The sequence below is a fragment of the Rhodoferax sp. RT5P35 genome, from assembly GCF_056521385.1.
Genome location: NZ_JBWMAX010000012.1, coordinates 1 through 17,784, shown reverse-complemented (window position 1 = coordinate 17,784; position 17,784 = coordinate 1). Strand labels below are relative to the sequence as shown.

Annotated in this window: 17 protein-coding genes and 1 pseudogene; 4 read left to right on the top strand and 14 right to left on the bottom strand. The window is 64.9% G+C overall.

Annotated features, from left to right (window positions below; genetic code table 11):
- Nucleotides 1-55: 55 nt before the first annotated feature.
- The 4 genes from AC097L_RS18005 to AC097L_RS17990 all read right to left on the bottom strand — a co-directional run bounded on the left by AC097L_RS18005 (nucleotide 56) and on the right by AC097L_RS17990 (nucleotide 1,412).
- Nucleotides 56-232 (bottom strand): helix-turn-helix domain-containing protein, encoded by a 177-nt coding sequence (locus AC097L_RS18005; RefSeq protein WP_479588170.1) that lies wholly within the window; start codon nucleotides 230-232, stop codon nucleotides 56-58.
- 21 nt (nucleotides 233-253) lie between these two features.
- The gene (locus AC097L_RS18000; protein WP_479587921.1) at nucleotides 254-388 is read right to left on the bottom strand and encodes a hypothetical protein; all 135 of its coding nucleotides are present in this window, start codon (nucleotides 386-388) and stop codon (nucleotides 254-256) included.
- Nucleotides 354-734: a hypothetical protein gene (locus AC097L_RS17995; protein ID WP_479587919.1), complete on the bottom strand. Its 381-nt coding sequence runs from the start codon at nucleotides 732-734 to the stop codon at nucleotides 354-356. Before AC097L_RS17995 ends, AC097L_RS18000 begins: the two co-directional genes overlap by 35 nt.
- 135 nt (nucleotides 735-869) lie before the next feature.
- Complete coding sequence (locus AC097L_RS17990) at nucleotides 870-1,412, bottom strand: DinB family protein (protein WP_479587917.1); 543 nt, start codon at nucleotides 1,410-1,412, stop codon at nucleotides 870-872.
- A 40-nt stretch (nucleotides 1,413-1,452) separates the two neighbouring features.
- Between AC097L_RS17990 and AC097L_RS17985 the strand changes: the two genes are divergently transcribed.
- Together AC097L_RS17985 and AC097L_RS17980 are read left to right on the top strand one after the other, a co-directional pair.
- Nucleotides 1,453-2,388: a TIGR01777 family oxidoreductase gene (locus AC097L_RS17985; RefSeq protein ID WP_479587916.1), complete on the top strand. Its 936-nt coding sequence runs from the start codon at nucleotides 1,453-1,455 to the stop codon at nucleotides 2,386-2,388.
- Nucleotides 2,385-3,053, top strand: a complete 669-nt coding sequence (locus AC097L_RS17980) for a nucleoside/nucleotide kinase family protein (RefSeq protein ID WP_479587915.1) — start codon at nucleotides 2,385-2,387, stop codon at nucleotides 3,051-3,053. Before AC097L_RS17985 ends, AC097L_RS17980 begins: the two co-directional genes overlap by 4 nt.
- A 70-nt stretch (nucleotides 3,054-3,123) precedes the next feature.
- Here AC097L_RS17980 and AC097L_RS17975 read toward each other — a convergent pair whose 3' ends face one another.
- Nucleotides 3,124-3,786 carry a choice-of-anchor R domain-containing protein gene (locus AC097L_RS17975; RefSeq protein ID WP_479587914.1) on the bottom strand — a complete coding sequence of 221 codons (663 nt, stop codon included), beginning with the start codon at nucleotides 3,784-3,786 and terminating at the stop codon, nucleotides 3,124-3,126.
- A gap of 44 nt (nucleotides 3,787-3,830) precedes the next feature.
- Nucleotides 3,831-6,038 carry a phosphocholine-specific phospholipase C gene (locus AC097L_RS17970; protein ID WP_479587913.1) on the bottom strand — a complete coding sequence of 736 codons (2,208 nt, stop codon included), beginning with the start codon at nucleotides 6,036-6,038 and terminating at the stop codon, nucleotides 3,831-3,833.
- A gap of 225 nt (nucleotides 6,039-6,263) precedes the next feature.
- On the opposite strand from AC097L_RS17970, the gene AC097L_RS17965 reads away from it, so the two are divergent.
- Nucleotides 6,264-7,721 (top strand): cobyric acid synthase, encoded by a 1,458-nt coding sequence (locus tag AC097L_RS17965; RefSeq protein WP_479587912.1) that lies wholly within the window; start codon nucleotides 6,264-6,266, stop codon nucleotides 7,719-7,721.
- A 32-nt stretch (nucleotides 7,722-7,753) separates the two neighbouring features.
- Nucleotides 7,754-10,105 carry a putative bifunctional diguanylate cyclase/phosphodiesterase gene (locus AC097L_RS17960; protein ID WP_479587911.1) on the top strand — a complete coding sequence of 784 codons (2,352 nt, stop codon included), beginning with the start codon at nucleotides 7,754-7,756 and terminating at the stop codon, nucleotides 10,103-10,105.
- A 29-nt stretch (nucleotides 10,106-10,134) separates the two neighbouring features.
- Here AC097L_RS17960 and AC097L_RS17955 read toward each other — a convergent pair whose 3' ends face one another.
- The 8 genes and pseudogenes from AC097L_RS17955 to AC097L_RS17920 all read right to left on the bottom strand — a co-directional run.
- Nucleotides 10,135-11,064, bottom strand: coding sequence for an aldose 1-epimerase (locus AC097L_RS17955; protein ID WP_479587910.1), 930 nt, complete (start codon nucleotides 11,062-11,064; stop codon nucleotides 10,135-10,137).
- A 3-nt stretch (nucleotides 11,065-11,067) separates the two neighbouring features.
- A complete protein-coding gene (locus AC097L_RS17950) occupies nucleotides 11,068-11,856 on the bottom strand; it encodes a phytanoyl-CoA dioxygenase family protein (RefSeq protein WP_479587909.1) in 789 nt (262 codons plus the stop codon).
- Nucleotides 11,856-12,800 (bottom strand): ABC transporter permease, encoded by a 945-nt coding sequence (locus AC097L_RS17945; protein ID WP_479587908.1) that lies wholly within the window; start codon nucleotides 12,798-12,800, stop codon nucleotides 11,856-11,858. The genes AC097L_RS17950 and AC097L_RS17945 overlap by 1 nt, the downstream gene beginning before the upstream one ends.
- Entirely contained in the window at nucleotides 12,797-13,741 is a 945-nt protein-coding gene (locus AC097L_RS17940; protein ID WP_479587907.1) for an ABC transporter permease, read from the bottom strand. Before AC097L_RS17940 ends, AC097L_RS17945 begins: the two co-directional genes overlap by 4 nt.
- Complete coding sequence (locus tag AC097L_RS17935) at nucleotides 13,734-15,251, bottom strand: sugar ABC transporter ATP-binding protein (protein ID WP_479588167.1); 1,518 nt, start codon at nucleotides 15,249-15,251, stop codon at nucleotides 13,734-13,736. The genes AC097L_RS17940 and AC097L_RS17935 overlap by 8 nt, the downstream gene beginning before the upstream one ends.
- Nucleotides 15,252-15,363: 112 nt before the next feature.
- Nucleotides 15,364-16,332 (bottom strand): ABC transporter substrate-binding protein, encoded by a 969-nt coding sequence (locus tag AC097L_RS17930; protein WP_479587905.1) that lies wholly within the window; start codon nucleotides 16,330-16,332, stop codon nucleotides 15,364-15,366.
- A 130-nt stretch (nucleotides 16,333-16,462) separates the two neighbouring features.
- Nucleotides 16,463-17,515 (bottom strand): LacI family DNA-binding transcriptional regulator, encoded by a 1,053-nt coding sequence (locus AC097L_RS17925; protein WP_479588165.1) that lies wholly within the window; start codon nucleotides 17,513-17,515, stop codon nucleotides 16,463-16,465.
- A gap of 150 nt (nucleotides 17,516-17,665) precedes the next feature.
- Nucleotides 17,666-17,784: pseudogene (locus AC097L_RS17920) on the bottom strand (histidine/lysine/arginine/ornithine ABC transporter ATP-binding protein); the annotation flags it as partial.

Sequence of the window (17,784 nt, the reverse complement as noted above, 5' to 3'; positions counted from 1 at the left end):
AAGGCGCTACTGTCGCCCGAAGCCGCAGAAGTGTTTAGCCCGAACCGTGCAGCTTTTATGCCGTTTCGCGCAACAGCGAGGGCGCGAATCCGAAGCGCGATTTGAAGGCCGCGCCGAAGCAGCTGTGTGACGCGTAGCCATAGTGTTGGGCGATTCCCCCTACCGGCAGTTCGCTGGTCTGCAGCATGCCGAGTGCGGTTTCTAGCCGGGCTTCGCGCACCGTGGCGGCAATGCTGCTGTCTTCCTTGGCCAGCTAACGCGCCAGGGTGCTGGGGCTGGTGTGCTGGGCCTGGGCGATTGCCTCGGCGTTCCAGGCTGCATGCAGGCGCCCGGCGACCACGCGGCGCACCCGGTCAGCGGTGCTCAGCTGGCTGTTGGGAGGGAACATCCAGCCGCGTTCGGCCAGAATCGGCCACGGCTTGCAGAGATAGGCCCAGGGTGTCGTCCACCGCTAGCACCTGGGCCAGCACCGGGCGGGCGCTACCGGCCAGGGCCGGGTAGCGCTGGTGGAAGTCGACCGCCATCTCGGGTGCGATCTGCAGCACGCAGGCCTGGTAGCGCAGTTGTGGTGCAGGGTCGTTCACCACATCCCAGACGCTGTCTTTGGCCAGCATCAGCAGCTGCCCGGCCACACACTGGTAGCTGCCGCGTGCGCGGTGCACGGTCTTGCTGCCCGACTGCACCCAGACCAGCAGGTCGGCGTGCAGGGTCAGCGTGGCGACGCGGTGTACCACCCGCGCATGGATCTGGCAGGCTACACCAATCGCTTGCGGGTCGGGTCAGTGCTTGGGTTGGGCGGACATCGAGCTATCGAATCAGTAGCTGGTGGCGCAGGTAGTATTTGCGCCAGAGCCGGATTTTCTTCAAATCTACACTAGCGCAATCAAATCCGTCACCCCCACATCCACCCCCTGCTGCGACAGCAGCGTGGTGACCTGCCCGCGGTGGTGGGTCTGGTGGTTGAAGAAGTGGGTTAGCGCCTGCCACAGCGGATGCTGGCGTGGCGTGCCTTGCGAGTTGGCGTAGGCCATGGTCCAGCCCAACATACCGGCAGGCGCATCGGCCAGCCAAGCTTCAATGGCGGTGTCTAGCGCTTCGCGGTGGGCGCATAGGGCGGTCCAGTCGGCGTGCAGGGGCTGGTTCAGCGGGTGCTGGGGCGGCATGCGGATGGCATCGGTGAGCACCGGCCAACTGGCACCGTGCGCCGTGCCGCAATCCACAAAGCGCCGCAGCCAGGCCTGGTCGGCCACCAACAGGTGGTTCAGCGTGCGGTGGATGGAGCCAAAGAACGCGCCGCTGTCTTGCTGGCGGGCTGTGTCGCTGAGCCCGTCGCAGGCGGCGTAGAGGCGCTGGTTGAACCAGCGGTTGTAGCGGGCGAGAAAGCGGTAGTTGGCAGAGAATGCAGAGTCCATATGGGCGATTCAACCATGGATTTTTAACCCTGAGCACGCTATGTCTCCCCTCCACATTCTCGTTACCGGCGGCACCGGTTTTTTAGGCCAGGCCCTGTGCCGCATGCTGCTGGCCCAAGGCCACAGCCTCACGCTGTGGGTGCGCAACATCGACAAGGGCCGCAAGATGTACGGCCAGGCGGTGCGCTGCATCACCCACCTGGCGGAGCTGCAAGACACCCCGGTGGATGCGATCTTGAACTTCTCGGGTGAGCCGGTGCTGGGCCCGCGCTGGTCGTCCGCCCGCCAGCAGGTACTGCACGCCAGCCGCAGCGGGGTCACACAGGCGCTGGTGGACTGGGTGGCCCATGCAGCGCACAAGCCACGCTGGCTGCTGTCGGCCTCGGCAATTGGTTTTTATGGCGTGCAGGCGGTGGACGACCCGGGGGCGCTGGGCGAAGGTGCGCCGCCGCAGCCGATTTTCATGTCCGAACTCTGCCAGCGCTGGGAACACACGGCCCAGGGCATGGCCGCTTATGGCGTGGCCGTGGCCACCGTGCGGTTGGGTGTGGTGCTGGGCCAGCAGGGCGCGCTGCCGCAGATGCTGCAGCCGTTTCGCCTCGGCGTGGGCACGCAGATGGGCGCGGGCGACCAGGTACTGAGCTGGGTGCACCTGGACGATGTGCTGGCCGCCGTGGCCTTTTTGCTGGCCAAGCTCGATAGCGCGCCCGCCACAGGGGCCTACAACCTTACCGCGCCGCGGCCCGTGACCCAGCGGGAATTCACCCGCACCGCCTGCAAAGTGCTGCACCGCCCGCTGGCCGTGCCGGTGCCTGCGGTGGTGCTCAAGCTGCTGTTGGGCGAGCAGGCCACGCTGCTAACCGACGGGCAGCGGGTGGTGCCGCAGCGCCTGCTGGCCGAGGGCTTCCGCTTCCGGTTCGACACCTTTGAAGCCGCGCTGCGCGATCTGGAACAGCGGCGAAAATCAGCCCCATGACTGTTCCTACCATCTCGCAACCCGCCGCCCAACTTCTGGCTTTACTGCAAGCCGACCCCACCCGCCGCACCATTGTTGGCATCGTCGGCTTGCCGGGCTCTGGCAAAAGCACCATCGCCACCCAACTCGCCGCCGAGGTCAACGCCCAGGCCGGGCCGGGCACGGTGCAAGCGCTGGGCATGGATGGCTTCCACCTGAGCCGTGCGGCGCTGGCGCAGATGCCCGACCCGGCAGCGGCCCTGGCCCGGCGCGGCGCGCCCTGGACCTTTGACCCCTCCGCGCTGGCAGCCCGTATCGGCGCGCTGCGCCAGGCTTCTTTGCAAGCCGGTGCCGCACCGGTGCTGTGGCCCGAGTTCGAACACAGCGTGGGCGACCCGCAAGAAGATGCGGTGGCCATCGGCCCGGCCACCCGGCTGGTGCTGGTGGAAGGCCTGTACCTGCTGCACCGCGACCACAGCTGGAACCTGGAAGGCTTGCTGGATGTTTGCTGGTACCTGGATGTGCCTATGGACGTGGCCATGCAGCGCCTGGTGGCTCGCCACCAGGCCGCCTGGGGCTTTACCGTAGCGCAGGCTGAAGCACGGCTGGCTTTGAACGACCGGCTGAATGCCGACACCGTGGAACTAACCCGCAGCCGGGCAGATGGCTTGTTGCCGAACGGCTGATGGATTGCTCTATTATTTATAGCTACTAGCGCAAGTAGATATTACGCCAGAGCCCTGTTTCGTCTAATTTTTAAGACTGGCTTGCGCGGCGGCGGCGCATCCACACCACCGCGACCAGCCCCAGACTGACCAAGGCCAGCGACCCGGGTTCAGGCACTTGCACCGCCATTTGGTAGGGGCCGAAGCCGTCCAGCGCTGCGCTGGCGTTGGGGCTCACGCCAAAGGCATTGCTGTACGAGAACTCGTTGGCAACGCCGGTCAACGACAGGTCGGACGCAAACGCCCATTCGATGGCGTTGATACCGGCAACGGTGATTTCCACCCAGTACCGGGTGTTGGCTGCCAGGTTGAATGCCGCCAGCGGCGCGAAGCTGTAGGCTTGGAACCCGGCCGAAGACACACTGGCGCTGGACAGGCTGCCCAGCGAAACCAGGCTTGTGCCGGGCAGCGTGCCGTTGCTGGCCAACAGGCTGACATGGATGTCGGAGACGATGTCGGGCCCCAGGTTCATCAGCAGGGCCTGCACGCCGCGCAGCGTGCCGCCATCGGCACCCGTGCTGAACGAATTGGCCAGGGGGCCATAGCTGTACAGCGGGTCGGCGCCGCTGGTGGCTGCACCCAGGTTGTCGTAGACCACCGAGGCCTGGGCGGCAGGCAGGGCGGTGGCGAACAGGGTGGTGAAAGCGAGGCACAGGCTGGCCTGGCGCAGCAGGGTGGGGAGTTTGGAAAGCATGGGGTGTCCTGGGTGAAAAAGGTGCAATAAGAGGGATGAAACGTTCACAGCAGCGGGTCGCTCACACCGTGCTTGCCGGTTTCCACGTGGCCGGCGCACTGGCAGGCGAAGCTGGCATCGGTGCTGGCGGTGACCAGCAGGTCGTACCAGCGGGCGCTGGTCTGCAGCGTCCAGTCCGAGCGGAAGCTGGCACCGGGGGCGACGGTCTGGTGCGAGGCGTTGCGCTGGTACTGGTCGGTCACGGTCACGGTGGTGGGCGCGGTGCCCACATTGGTCACTACCAGCGAGATGCCGCCGCTGGTCGTGTCGTACAGGCTTTGGACGTTGAGCTTGGCCGCCGCTGCGCCCAGACTGCCCGCAAACTTGCGCAGAAAGCCATTCGGGCCGTACACCGCCAGGTCGTACGCGCTGGAACCGGCAGGCGGGGTCCATGTGTCGGACAACGATTTGCCCGCCTCGACCGTATAGCCCCAGGGGCCGGTCGAGCCACCAGCCAACGCGCCATTGGCGGTGCGCACATGGAACCACGCGCCCACCGTGCCAGCGTTGCTGAAGCTGATGCCAATGCTCTGGTTGACCGCGTTCACCACGCTGGTGGCCTGCAGCTGGTAGGGCAGGGCACGGGCCAGGCGGGAACCGGGTTCCTGTACCGGCATGCTCTGGTTGGCGGGCGGGGCGACCGGCAGATTCGGGTAGGTTTTGCCGCTGGTGCTGTCGGCCGTCGGGGGCACGTAGGCAGCGGTGCTGGGCAGGCGCGAGGCGGTGGCGCTGGCAATCGAGAAGTCCAGCGCCGAGCTCAAATCGCCGCAGACGGTACGCCGCCACGGGGTGATGTTGGGCTCGGTCACGCCAAAGCGCTTTTCGATGAACTGGACGATGGAGGTGTGGTCGAACACCTGGGAGTTGACCCAGCCGCCCTTGCTCCAGGGTGACACTACCAGCATCGGCACCCGTGCGCCCAGACCGTACGGGCCTGCGGCGTAGGTGGCGCTGCCGTTGCCGGGATAGATTTCATTGGCGGTGCTGACGGTGGACTGGCCCTGCGCGGCCGTCATCGGCGGGGTGGGCGGCACCACGTGGTCGAAGAAACCGTCGTTCTCGTCATAGCAGATGATCAGCACGGTGCTGGCCCAGACGGTGGGGTTGGCGGTCAGCGCGGCCAGCACGTTGTTGACGTACCAGGCCCCATAGTTGGTCGGCCAGTTGGGGTGCTCGGTGTAGGCCTCGGGCGCGGCAATCCACGACACCTGGGGCAGGGTGTTGTTCAGCACGTCGCTGCGCAGTTGGTCAAACAGCGCGCCGTTGTTGAACGCGCCGTTGTTGTAGATGTTGGTGCCGACGCGGGCGCGGTCGTACAGCGGCTCACCCGGCACGGCGTTCTGGTACTGCTGGAAGTACAGCAACGAGTTGTCGCCGTAGTTGCCGATGTAGGGCTGACCGGTCCAGCCCCAGTAACCGGCAGCGGTCAGGCCCACGCCGATGTCCTGGTAGATCTTCCAGCTGACCCCGGCGCTTTGCAGCCGCTCAGGGTAGGTGCGCCAGTTGTAGCCGGCTTCGGCATTGGTCACCACCGGGCCGTAGGGCGCGGCACCGTTGCCATTGCTGCCCAGCACTACCTTGCCGGGGGTGCTGCCGGTGGCCGCGCCGTCGGCGCCCAGGGTGCCGTTCTGGCCGGACCAGCCGCTCCACAGGTAGTAGCGGTTGGGGTCGGTGGATGCCATGATGGAGCAGTGGTAGGCATCGCACACGGTGAAGGCATCGGCCAGCGCAAAGTAGTAGGGGATGTCGCTGCGCTGCAGGTAACCCATGGTTTTGCTGGTTTTGTTCTGCACCCATTTGTCGTACCGGCCACCGTTCCAGGCCCCATGCGCGTCCTTCCAGGAGTGGGCCAGATCGGCCAGAAACGCCAGGCCCAGGTCGGCACCGGCGGGGCGGAAGGGCAGCACGGTGGGCGGGGATTGCGTCACGCCCGCAGCGTTCTGGTTGGGCTGTTCGAACACTGAGTTGCCCGAGCCATACAGGCGCACCGCGCGCGGGTCGCTGAAGCCGCGCACGCCGCGCAGCGTGCCGAAATAGTGGTCGAACGAGCGGTTCTCCTGCATCAGCACCACGATGTGCTGCACGTCCTGGATGGTGCCGGTCACCGCGTTGGCAGGGATGGCCAGGGCTTTTTGGATGGCATCGGGAAAGACGGCGGTCAGCCCCACACCAGCGGCCCCCCTGAGAATGAAACGGCGGTCGATTGAGGTCATGGGAAAGTCCTTGTCTTGGGTGGGGATAAACAGAAATTCTGTTCTTTAGTTGTGGCAGACCTGTGTCAGCCTGTAAAAATCGTGTTCAAGCGCTGGGCACCTGCCTGTACCATCGGCGGTTTTGCTATTGAATAAATAGCTAATAGCGTAGGTATTGATTGCGCTAGACCCGTATTTTTTATAAATTTCAACCTTTCCGGTAGCTTGTATGAACCACCCCTCGGCATGACCCTCGCTGCTTGCACCATGGTGCTGGGCACTACCAGCGGCGCTGGCAAAAGCTGGCTGACAACGGCGCTGTGTCGCTACTACGCCCGCCAGGGCTTGAAGGTGGCACCGTTCAAGGCGCAGAACATGAGCAACAACGCGCGTGTTGTGGACGGCGGCGAGATCGGCAGCGCCCAGTACTTCCAGGCGCTGGCTGCCGGTACCCAACCCGAGGTGCGCATGAACCCGCTGTTGCTCAAGCCCGAGCGCGACACGCACAGCCAGGTGGTGCTGCTGGGCGAAGTGAATTCGGAGCTGACCGGCATGGACTGGCGCAGCCGCAGTGCCCGGGTCTGGCCGGTGGTGGCCCAAGCGCTGGATGAACTACGGGCCGAATACGATGTGGTGGTGATCGAAGGCGCGGGCTCGCCCGCCGAGATCAACCTCAGCAGCAGCGACATCGTCAACATGCGCGTGGCCCGCCATGCCGATGCCCGCTGCCTGCTGGTCACCGATATCGACCGGGGCGGTGCGTTTGCCCACCTGTACGGCACCTGGGCGCTGCTGCCGCCCGAAGACCGGGCGCTGCTGCACGGCTTTGTGCTGAACAAGTTTCGCGGCGACGCCAAGTTACTGGCCCCGGCCCCGCAGATGCTGCAAGACCTGACCGGCGTGCCCACCGTGGCCACGCTGCCGATATGGTGGCAGCACGGCCTGCCCGAAGAAGATGGAGTCTTTGATGACCGCAGCCGTTCCAGCGGCACCGTGACCCGTACGGTGGCCGTCATCGCCTACCCGCGCATCAGCAACCTGGACGAATTTCAGCCGCTGAAAAACGTGCCCGGCGTGCGCCTGGTCTGGGCGCGCAGCCCGGCGGATCTTGCCGGGGCCGACTGGATCATCCTGCCCGGCTCCAAGCACACCAGTGGCGACCTGGCCTGGCTGCGCCAGCAGGGGATGGATGCGGCCATCACGGCGCACGCGGCACGTGGCGGCGCGGTGCTGGGCATCTGCGGCGGCCTGCAGATGCTGGGCGAGGCGCTGATCGACCTGCACGGCATCGACGGTAATGCACCGGGCTTAGGCCTGCTGCCGCTGGTCACCCAGTTTGAAGTGCAAAAAACGGTTCAGCACCGCCGTGCTACTTTTGCGCATGGCATGACAGGTCCCTGGGCAGCGCTGGCCGGCGTGGCGGTGGCGGGCTATGAAATCCACCACGGCCAGACCCAGCAGCACGTGGCCATGGCCCAGGGCGGCGATGTGGCCCGGGCGGTGCTGTCCGACGGCCTGGCCTGGCAAAACGCGGCGGGCAATGTGCTGGGCCTGTACCTGCACGGCCTGCTGGAAGACCCAGCCGCGCTGCAAGCCCTTTTCGGGGCTGAAGTGCCCACGTTGGATGCGGTATTTAACGGTCTGGCCGATTATGTGGGCACGTATTTTCAGCCCGGGGTTTTGGACGGTTTGGTTCGCCGGTAGCTGTTTACACTGGGCCATCATGACCTTTGCACATGGCTAACTTTCCGTTGACTGACTGGCTGGTTGCCTGCTGGCGCGACCCTGCTGCTACGGCGGAACAGGCGGCCATCTACCGTGGCCGTCAGTTCCATGTGGTGGTGCGGCAATTGCCCATGAGCAGCATTGGCACGTTGATCAGTACGCTGGTGCTGGCCTGTGTTTTCTGGGGTCAGGTAAGCCACCAGGTGCTGCTTGGTTGGACCCTGTTGGTGGCGGTTATCGCGCTGGGCAATGCCTGGCTGTGGTGGACCCGCCGGGCAGTGCGGCCGTCGACACCCGTGTCATTGCGCACGGTACGGCTGTTTGTGGCGGGCATTGGGGCGTCGGCGCTGGCGCTTGTGTCGGTGTCGGGCTATTTGTACGCCGCCACCGATGGCGACGGTCGCCTGCTGCTCACCGCCGTGCTGGCCGCGTTGATCGGGATGGGTAGCTGGATGTACAGCTGCCTGCCGCAGGCCGCCATTGTGTGGTCTTGCATCTTGTGTAGCGGCGTGGCGCTGCTGTTTTTTAACCGCGTGGAGCCGGTGTACACCTACCTGATGGGCTTGCTGGTGTTTTACGCCCTGATGGTGTGGAGCACCACGCTGCTGACCTCGCGCATGTTTCTGAACCGGCTAAAGTTTGAGTCCGAGATCGAACGCCAGAAGCAACTTGTCGGCCTGCTGCTGAACGACTTCGAAGAGCACGCCAGCGACTGGCTATGGGAGACCAATTGCCAAGGCTGTCTGCGCCATGTGTCTCAGCGCCTGGCCCAGGCCATGGGCGTGCCGTCGGCCGAACTGCAAGGCCAGCCCCTGGTGCGGCGGCTGGCGGCCCTGTCTCCGCAGATGGTGCCCGCGCATGCCGCAATGTTCCGGGCACTGGAGGACTGCCTGGCGCAGCGGCAACCGTTTCGCGACGTAGTGGTACCCGCGCGGGTGGCCGGGCAGTTGCAGTGGTGGTCGCTGACCGCCAAACCTTTGCACGACGGTGCGGGCCGGTGGCAGGGCTGGCGCGGTGTGGGCTCGGACATCACCGCTGCCCGCCAGCGCGAGCTGGAAATGGCCCGCCTGGCGCATATCGACACCCTGACCGGGCTGGCCAACCGCTACCAGTTCGGCCAGCGGCTGGCGGGCTACTTTGCCCCGGCGGCAGCCGTCGCGCCCTGCACCTTGTTGCTGCTGGACCTGGACAACTTCAAAACCGTCAACGATTCGCTGGGCCACGCTGTGGGCGACCAGTTGCTGCAAGAGGTGGCCCAGCGCTTGCAGTCGGTGTTGGACCCACTGGCGCTGTTGGCGCGGCTGGGTGGCGATGAATTTGCGCTGCTGCTGCCCGGCGCGCTGGAGCGGCCCGAGGCCGAGCGCCTGGGGGCGCAGCTACAGGCCGCGCTGGCCCTGCCGTGGATGGCCAACGGTCAGCGTGTCGCGGTGCACGCCAGCATCGGCGTGGGCTTTGCGCCCGCCGATGCCGACACCGCCGAGCAGTTGCTGAAAGTGAGCGACATGGCTTTGTACGCCGCCAAGGCCGCAGGCCGCCGCACCCTGCGGTTTTTTGACCCGGCCCTGGCCCTGCGCGCCCAGCAGCAGCTGGCCGTGCTGAGCGATCTGGGTCTGGCCTTGCAACGCGGTGAATTTGTGCTGCACTACCAGCCGCAGGTGGATCTGGCCAGCGGTGCGCTGCTGGGCTTTGAGGCGCTGGTGCGCTGGCAGCACCCGCTGCGCGGGCTGGTGTCCCCGCTGGAGTTCATCACCGTGGCCGAAGAAAGCGGGCTGATTGTGCCGCTGGGAGCCTGGGTGCTGCGCCAAGCTTGCATGGATGCGGTGGGCTGGCCTGCGCATTTGCGCGTGGCGGTGAATCTATCGGCGGTGCAGTTTGCCAATGCCGATGTGCTGGCGGTGGTGGACAGCGCCTTGCAGCACAGCGGCCTGCCCAGCACCCGGCTGGAACTGGAGATCACCGAGTCCACTTTGATGTGCGACAGCCAGGCCGCGCTGGCAGTGCTGCATGCGCTGCGTGCCAAGGGCGTGCGGGTGGCGCTGGACGACTTTGGCACTGGCTATTCCAGCCTGGCCTACTTGCGCAGTTTTCCACTGGACAAGCTCAAGATCGACCGCTTTTTTCTCAGCACTCTGGGTGCCGCCGATGGCGACAGCAGCGCCGCCGCGATTGTGCAAACCATCGTCCAACTGGCTCAGGCCCTGCGCCTGGAGACCACCGCCGAGGGCGTGGAAACCGCCGCCCAGTTCGAACTGTTGCGCCGCATGGGCTGCGCCCAAGCCCAGGGTTACTGGATTGCCAAGCCGATGGATGCAGCGCATGCCCGCGCGTTCATCATGGACTGGTCGGATGCCGCCCTCGCCTGAAAAATATTGCCCAGGGCGGGGCGGGTGCTTTATCCAGGTGGGTCCAGATCGGTCCAGGCCAGGCGGAAACCGCTGGCCAGTGTGGCTCCGCCTGCCAGCGTGTTGCCACCCACCTCGGGCCCGCTGCCGCGGTTCAGCCAGTCGGTGCAGTTGCTGACCGGCTCGGCGCAAAAGTGGTCGGCTCCACGCGGGCAAAACAGCACAAAGTAATCCAGGGGCGCATCGGCTTCCAGCGTTAGCTGTCGGGCTTGGGCGGTCCAAGTGATGGCAAACCGGCGGTCCCAGCCAGTGAAGTTGTTGTCCAGGTCCAGCGCGTCCAGCGTCATGCCCTGGCGCAGCGCGGGCAAAAAGTCGGGCTTGCCCAGGCGTAGCGGCAGTAGGTCGGCATCCGACTCCCACATGGCCTGTACCGCACAACGCAGCCGGGTGCCGGGACGGTGGGGGAAGTAGGGGTGGTGGCCCAGCGCGGCGGGCATGGGGGCAGTGCCGTCGTTGCGCAGCGAAAGCGTGCAGTGCAGGCCTTGGGCCGTCAAATGGAACTGCTGCCGCGCCGTGAAGGACCAGGGCCAGGCTCCGCCAGGGTGGGTAAATTCCAGCGCCACGGTGCTGGCCGTGGGCTCCAGCACCGTCCATGCGGCCTGCCAGCCCAGGCCGTGCAGGGCGTGCTCTTTGCCGCCTGCGTTGGGCAGGGCCAGGCGGTGCCCCAGCACCTGCGCCTGGCCGTCGCGGATACGGTTGCACCAGGGTACCAGCGGAAAGCTGGCCATGCGCAGCGGGTCGCGGGCCTGCAGGGCCGCGGGGGTGGCCGGGCGCAGCCAATGGAAGGCATCGGGCGGGTCCGTCAGCGGGCTGTGCTGGTCCAGTGTGTAAAGCGCAGCGATGGCACCGCCAATGGCCGGGGCCAGTGCCAGGTGGGTGTTACCCGCGTGCAGCCACACCAGATTGGGGGTGTCGTGCATGGCTTAGTAGGCGAACTGGCGGTAGTTGTCCAGCGGTGCATCGCCGTCGGCCACGATGGGGTTGAAGCGCAGCAACTGCTGGCTGCGCGGGGGCAGGTGGTTCCAGGTGTGCTGCGGTACGCGGATATTTACTTCGGGCCGGTGCAGCCACCGGCGGCTGTAGCCCAGCACCACCATGGGCCGGGGCTGGTCGGTGCGGTTGGGCGTGCCCCGGTGGACTTGGCGCACATCGCGGATCAGCACGTCGCCCAGTCGCATTACTACACTTTGTATAGCTGCTTGTGTAGACTCTATCTGGGCTAGAGCCTGATTTCTTTCTAATAAATGGGTGCCCAGCGTGGTTTCCAGCGGGCCGTTGTCGGGGGTTACTTCGCACAGGGCGAAGTTGACGGCCAGCTGAAAGGCCGGGGTTTCGCGTCCCCATTCCTCGAACAGCGGCGGGGTGTCGCGGTGCCAGGGCTGGTAGTCGGAGCCGCGCAGCGGCGTGTCGGTGGCCAGCTGGCAGAGCACCGGGTTGGCCCCGGCAACGCGCTCCACGATGGCCAGCACGTCCGGGTCGGCGTGGATGGCCGGGTCGGCAAACAGACCGCTGAAGGGCAGTGTGACGTAGTGCCGGTGGCTCCCCCGGTTGGGGGCATCTTTTTCGCTCTCGATGTGCGCGGTCAGCAGGGGCGCAAATGCCGTGCGCCAGGCGGCTAGCACCTCGGGGGCAAAGTGGTCGCGCAGCATGACCATGCCGTCGCGGTTGAAGGTTTCGACGTGGGTGTCGATTTCGGTGGGGCTCAAGCGCATCAGCGGCCTCTCTTTTTCAACACATGGGCCTGGATCAGCACCACGACCAACAAGAACACGCCGCGCACCACCGACTGCCAGTACGACGACAGGGTGAACTGGCCTAGCCCGTTCTCAAAATTCAGCAGGTTGAACACCAACCCCAGCAGCACCACGCCGACCATGGTGGCGGCAATGGAGCCCGCGCCGCCACTGAGCAACGTGCCGCCCACCACCACCGCCGAGATGGCAAACAGATCCCAGCCCATGCCCTCGTTGGGCTGGCCTGAGCCCTGGGCCGCCAGCAGCACGCCCGCCAGCCCGGCCAGCGTGCCCGACAGCGCGTAGACCAGCAGCAGGTTTTTGTGCACGTTCAGCCCCATCAATTTGGCGGCTTCTTCGCTGCCGCCGATGGCCAACGTGTGGCGGCCAAACGCGGTGTAGACATGCGCCACCCCGGCCAGCGCCAGCACCACTAGCAAAATCCACATGGGCACCGGCACGCCCAGCAGGTCGCCCTGGCCGACCTCGGTGAAGCCGGTGTCGTACGACGGGGACACCGCCTGGTTGTCCGCCAGCAGCAGCGCCAAGCCGTGGGCCGCCAGCGTCATAGCCAGGGTAGCAATGAAGGGCTGGATGCGCAGGCGCGACACCATCAGCCCGTTGATGCAGCCGCATAGCGTGCCTGCCAGCGTGCCGGCCAGCACCGCGCCCAGCGCGTTGTACGGCGACACCAGGGCCGACACCACCGAGGCCAGCGCGGCGACGGTGCCCACCGACAGGTCAATCCCACCAGCCATGATCACAAACGCCATGCCGATGGAGATCAGCGCGAACATGGTGTTGTAGCGGCCAAATTCCAGCAAGTTATAGGCGCTGAAGAAGTTCTCGTAGCGCAGCGCGCCCAGCAGCATGAGCAGGATGACGGCGGTGGAGACACCTAAAAGTTCTTTGTTTTTTATCATTTCTTTTGCACCCATACGGCGACGACGATGATGGCGGCCTTGGCCAGCATGGCGGCTGCGTCGGGCACGCCGTGCGCCAGCAAGGTGTAGCGCATCAACTGGATGATCAGCGCGCCGACCAGCGTGCCAAAGATGTTGGCCCGCCCACCCGCCAGCAGCGTGCCGCCCACGGCGGTGGCGGCAATTGCATCCAGCTCCATGCCCAGGCCGTTCTGGTTGGCATCGGATGAGGCGTTGATCGACACCGTGATCAGCCCGGCCAGCCCGGCCAGCGCACCGCACAGGGCGTAAACCGCCACCTTGATGCGCGCCGCCGGTATACCCGACAGGTGCGCGGCCCGGGCATTGGCCCCGGTGGCGACGATGAAGCGGCCAAACACGGTGCGCCGCAGCATCCAGGACGCGGCCAGCACGATGGCCAGCATCAGCAGCACCTGCACCGGCACGCCTAGCAGCTTGCCCTTGCCCAGCACGGCAAAACCGTCGTTGGCAAAGGCCAGCAAGTTGCCATTGGTCAGCACCTGCGCCACGCCGCGCCCAGCGATGAAAAGCACCAGGGTGGCCACAATGGGCTGGATGTTGAAACTGGTCACCAGCCAGCCATTGAAGCAGCCGCAGGCCGTCGCCACCAAGATCGGCACGGCGATGCCCAGCGCCAAACCCAGTGGGCCGGGCAGGGCCTGGAAGATCAACGGGGCCAGGGTGCCCGCAATTGCCATTAGCGCGCCGACCGACAGGTCGATGCCGCCGGTGGCGATCACCAGCGTCATGCCCACGCCAACGATCACGATGGTGGTGACCTGGGTGAGATTGACGTTCAGGGTTTGCAGTGAGAGAAAACTCTCGGTGAACACCAGGTTGAATGCCACCAGCAGTGCCAGTGCCAGCAAGGCACCGCCGTTTTTCAGCCCGTGTTGAAGGCCGGTTTTGAGCTTATCCATGGGCGGCGGCCCCCAGGGTACTGCGGCCTTCGGCAATCGCGGCCATGATGGACTGCTCGCTCAGGGCATCGCCGCTGATCTCGGCAATGCTGCTGCCGTCGCGCAGCACCACCACGCGGTCGCCCATGCTGACCAGTTCTTCCAGCTCGCTGGCCGACATCAAGATGCCCATGCCCTTGGCTGCCAGTGCGTGGACCAGGTTGGCGATATCGGCCTTGGCCCCCACGTCAATGCCGCGCGTGGGCTCGTCCAGCAGCAGCAGCCGGGGCGACAGCGCCAGCCAGCGCGCCAGCAGCACTTTTTGTTGGTTGCCGCCTGAGAGTTCCTTGATGGGTTGCTCAGGCCCAGAGGTCTTGATGCCGAGCTGGGCGATGAAGCGGTCTACCACCTGCATCTGCGTCGCCCGGTTGACGATGCCCAGCTGGGCCAGTTGCGGCAGCAGCACCATGGTCATGTTTTCGCGCACCGACAGATCAGGGAAGATGCCTTCGATCTTGCGGTCTTCCGAGAGGTAGGCAATGCCCTGGGCGATGGCATCGGCCGGTGCGTGGAAAGCCACGGCCTGGCCGTTGAAGCGCAGCGTGCCGCCGTCGGGCTGGTCGGCACCGAACAGCAGGCGCATGGTTTCCGTGCGGCCCGAGCCCAGTAGCCCGGCTAGGCCGACGGTTTCGCCCGCCTGCACATCCAGCGAGATGCCACGCAGTTTGGGGGCGGCTTGCAAGGCCCGGGCTTGCAGCAGCGGGGTCTGGTGGGCAATGGGTGTACGGGCAGCGCCAGAGCCGTGCGCGGCCGATAGTTCTTTGCCCAGCATGGTGGTCACGAGGTCCAGCTTGGAGATGGCGGCCATGGGGGACACGTGTACTGTCTGGCCGTCGCGCATCACGGTGACGCGGTCGCAAATGGCGTAGAGCTCGTCCAGCCGGTGGGATACAAAGACGACGGTGCGGCCATCGGCCTTGAGTTGGCGGATCACGCCAAACAGCAGCTCGACTTCGCGGTCGTCCAGGCTGGAGGTGGACTCGTCCATGATGACCAGCTTGGCATCGACCGACACGGCACGCGCAATTGCCACCATTTGCTGGGCGGCGGTGGACAGGCTGGACACCGGCTGGCGTACATCGACCGACAGGCCGACCGATGCCACGGCCTGCTGCGCCTCGCGGTGGATGCGTGGCCAGTCGATCAGGCCCAGGCGCCTGGGTTCGCGACCTAGAAAAATGTTTTCCGCCACCGAGGCAAAGGGCACCAGGTTGATCTCCTGGTAGATGGTGCTGATGCCGTTTTCGCGGGCTTGTTTGGGCGACTTGAAGTGGACGTCCCGGCCCTCGAACTGGATGCGGCCCGCGTCCTGCGGGCCGTCCAGGGCGTAGGCCCCCGTCATCACCTTGATCATGGTGGATTTGCCCGCGCCGTTCTGGCCGATCAGGGCGTGCACCTCACCGGCCTGCAGGCCCAGAGAGGCATCGCGTAAGGCCGGTACGCCCGCAAAATATTTGGAAATGCCCTGCATGGACAGCAGCGGCGCAGAGGCGATAGACACAGATTCAACTTCCTGGGTGAAGACAACTTCGCAGGGTGCGCGGTATTGCGCCGCGCACCCACTGGCTAGGAGCAAGGCGGGGTTAGAAGCCTTCGGCGATGTCTTTTGCGGCGTTGCTGATGTCGTAGATCTTGTCTTCTACCTTCACCCAGGCAGGGATCTTTTCACCCTTGGCCGAGGCCTGGGCGATCTTGCAACCGATGCCGCCAAAGTAGGGCGAGGATTGCACGGTGGCGACCATCTTGCCCGCGATGATGGCATCCAGGGCGTTGCGCTGGCCGTCGATGGAGACCACAAAAATATCCTTGCCAGGTACCTTGCCTGCGGCTTCGATGGCGGTGATGGCGCCCACGGCCATTTCGTCGTTGTGGCCGTAGACGGCGTTGGCTTCTGGGTGGGCTTGCAGCAGGGTTTGCGCCAGTTGGCGGCCCTTGTCGCGGTTGAAGTCGCCAGACTGCGAGGCCACGATTTTCATGCCGGGGTGCTTGGCGATTTCGGCGTCAAAACCCTTCTTGCGGTCGGTGGCGGCGGACGCGCCGGTGCTGCCTTCCAGCTCGATGATGTTGGCTTTGCCGCCGGTGGCTTTCACCAGTGCATCGGCTGCGCGGCGGCCCTGGTCGATGAAGTCCGAGCCAATGAAAGTGATGTAGTCCACGCCGGGCTTGGCCAGCTTGTGGTCCACATCGCGATCGACCAGGATCACCGGGATGCCCGCCTTTTTTGCCTTCATCACGGCCGGGATCAGCGGCTTGTCTTCGCGCGGTGGGAACACCAGCAGATCGACCTTTTGGGCAATCAGCGAATCAATGTCAGCCACCTGCTTGGCGGCAGAACCTCCCGCGTCGGTAAAGATGACTTGCCAGCCGCAAGAGGCTGCCACGTCCTGGAAGCTCTTGGTTTCGGCCAGGCGCCAGGGGTTGTTGCTTTCGGTTTGGGCAAAGCCGACTTTGTAGGCGGCTTTCTGGGCTACCTTGGGTGCGTCTGCAGCGGCTGCGCCAGAGAAATAGGTGGCGGCCAGAGCCAGGGCCAGAAGGGTGTAGTTGGAGCGCATGGAGCCTCTTTTTTGTGTGGTTAAACAGAGTCTCCAAACGGTCAATCGAATGAAGACAACGCATGGTATGAATGAACCTGCATTGTTTCATTAGTGTTATTACTAATATTATTAATTATTTTCCAAGAAGTTATAAATTGGTGGACGGCGGCCCGACCGTACCGCGTTCCACCAGTTGCGCTTCGACCTTGATGCGCCGTTTGCGGTGCGGCATGCCGTTGGCTTCGTCTAGCAGCAACTCCACCGCCAGGCGGCCCATCTCGTAGTTGGGCAAGACCAGGGTGGTCAGTGGCGGGTGGGTGTGGCGGGCGATTTCCTGGTCGTCGTAGCCGATCACCGAGACATCGGCGGGTACGTTCAGGCCCAGGCTGTGCAAAGCCTCCAGGCAGCCCACGGCCATCAGGTCGTTGGCGCAGAAGATGGCGCTGGGGGGCTGGGCGTTTTGCATCAGCGACAGGGTGCAGTCAAAGCCGGTGGTGACCTGCCAGTCGCCTTCGCGCACCAGGGTTTCGTCAAAGGCAATGTCGGCGCTGGACAGAGCCCGGCGGTAGCCTTTGAGACGCTCTTTGGCTGCGTCCATCCAGGGCTCGCCGTTGATGAAGCCAATGCGTTTATGGCCCGCGTGCACCAGGTACTCGGTGGCCGTGGTGCCGCCCACGACTTCCGACGGCACGATCGAGGAGAAGTGTGGCTCGGTGCCCTCGGGGACATAGCAGTTCAGCAACACCGTGGGCACGCCCGAAAGGGCTGCAGGTGGCACGGTTTGGCGGGTGAAGATGGTGGAATACACCACGCCTGCCAGTAGTGGGTTGGCCAGCATGGCCGCCAGCACCGCCGACTCTATGTCGGCATTGGAGCGGGTGGCAAACACCGCCACCAGCGTGTCCTGGTTCCAGGCTTCGTCTTTGGCACCATCGACCGACACAACGGGGTGCGGGCTGGTGGATATTTCGTCCACCAGGTAGAGGATAAGGCGACGTGCGTCTTTGGGTGGCATGCTGGGCGAAGGGGCCGTGTCGGCCGCAGTGGCTTTGCGGCCCTCGGGTAACTGGTAGCCCAGTTCTTCGGCAATGCGCAGTACCCGTTGCCGGGTTTCCTTGGAGAGCTTGGTGCCCGTCATGGCGTTCAGCACCAGCGAGACGGTGGACTGCGACACCCCCGCCTGGGTGGCGATGTCGGTCATGGTGGCGCGCTTGCTGGACTTGCCCGGCTTGGAGGTCTTCATGTCACGCATTGGAGGTTATTATTTTTATGACTAATAAAAATGGAATTTCACTTGATTTTTATTAAATCATAAGAAGCCGCTCCTGCAACCTCTGCGCAGGCAGCAAACTTACTTCAAGCTACCCGACAAAAACTGCTGCAGCCGCTCGCTCTTGGGCTGGGTCAGGACCTCGCGGGGCACGCCTTGCTCTTCGATGCAGCCCTTGTGCAGAAAAATCAGGTGGTTGG

Bases quoted from the DNA above. Each gene is read 5' to 3' on its own strand.
- AC097L_RS18000 (WP_479587921.1), bottom strand. From the start codon at position 388: ATGTTCCCTCCCAACAGCCAGCTGAGCACCGCTGACCGGGTGCGCCGC.
- AC097L_RS17990 (WP_479587917.1), bottom strand. From the start codon at position 1,412: ATGGACTCTGCATTCTCTGCCAACTACCGCTTTCTCGCCCGCTACAAC.
- AC097L_RS17985 (WP_479587916.1), top strand. From the start codon at position 1,453: ATGTCTCCCCTCCACATTCTCGTTACCGGCGGCACCGGTTTTTTAGGC.
- AC097L_RS17980 (WP_479587915.1), top strand. From the start codon at position 2,385: ATGACTGTTCCTACCATCTCGCAACCCGCCGCCCAACTTCTGGCTTTA.
- AC097L_RS17975 (WP_479587914.1), bottom strand. From the start codon at position 3,786: ATGCTTTCCAAACTCCCCACCCTGCTGCGCCAGGCCAGCCTGTGCCTC.
- AC097L_RS17970 (WP_479587913.1), bottom strand. From the start codon at position 6,038: ATGACCTCAATCGACCGCCGTTTCATTCTCAGGGGGGCCGCTGGTGTG.
- AC097L_RS17965 (WP_479587912.1), top strand. From the start codon at position 6,264: ATGACCCTCGCTGCTTGCACCATGGTGCTGGGCACTACCAGCGGCGCT.
- AC097L_RS17960 (WP_479587911.1), top strand. From the start codon at position 7,754: ATGGCTAACTTTCCGTTGACTGACTGGCTGGTTGCCTGCTGGCGCGAC.
- AC097L_RS17955 (WP_479587910.1), bottom strand. From the start codon at position 11,064: ATGCACGACACCCCCAATCTGGTGTGGCTGCACGCGGGTAACACCCAC.
- AC097L_RS17950 (WP_479587909.1), bottom strand. From the start codon at position 11,856: ATGCGCTTGAGCCCCACCGAAATCGACACCCACGTCGAAACCTTCAAC.
- AC097L_RS17945 (WP_479587908.1), bottom strand. From the start codon at position 12,800: ATGATAAAAAACAAAGAACTTTTAGGTGTCTCCACCGCCGTCATCCTG.
- AC097L_RS17940 (WP_479587907.1), bottom strand. From the start codon at position 13,741: ATGGATAAGCTCAAAACCGGCCTTCAACACGGGCTGAAAAACGGCGGT.
- AC097L_RS17935 (WP_479588167.1), bottom strand. From the start codon at position 15,251: ATGCAGGGCATTTCCAAATATTTTGCGGGCGTACCGGCCTTACGCGAT.
- AC097L_RS17930 (WP_479587905.1), bottom strand. From the start codon at position 16,332: ATGCGCTCCAACTACACCCTTCTGGCCCTGGCTCTGGCCGCCACCTAT.
- AC097L_RS17925 (WP_479588165.1), bottom strand. From the start codon at position 17,515: ATGACCGACATCGCCACCCAGGCGGGGGTGTCGCAGTCCACCGTCTCG.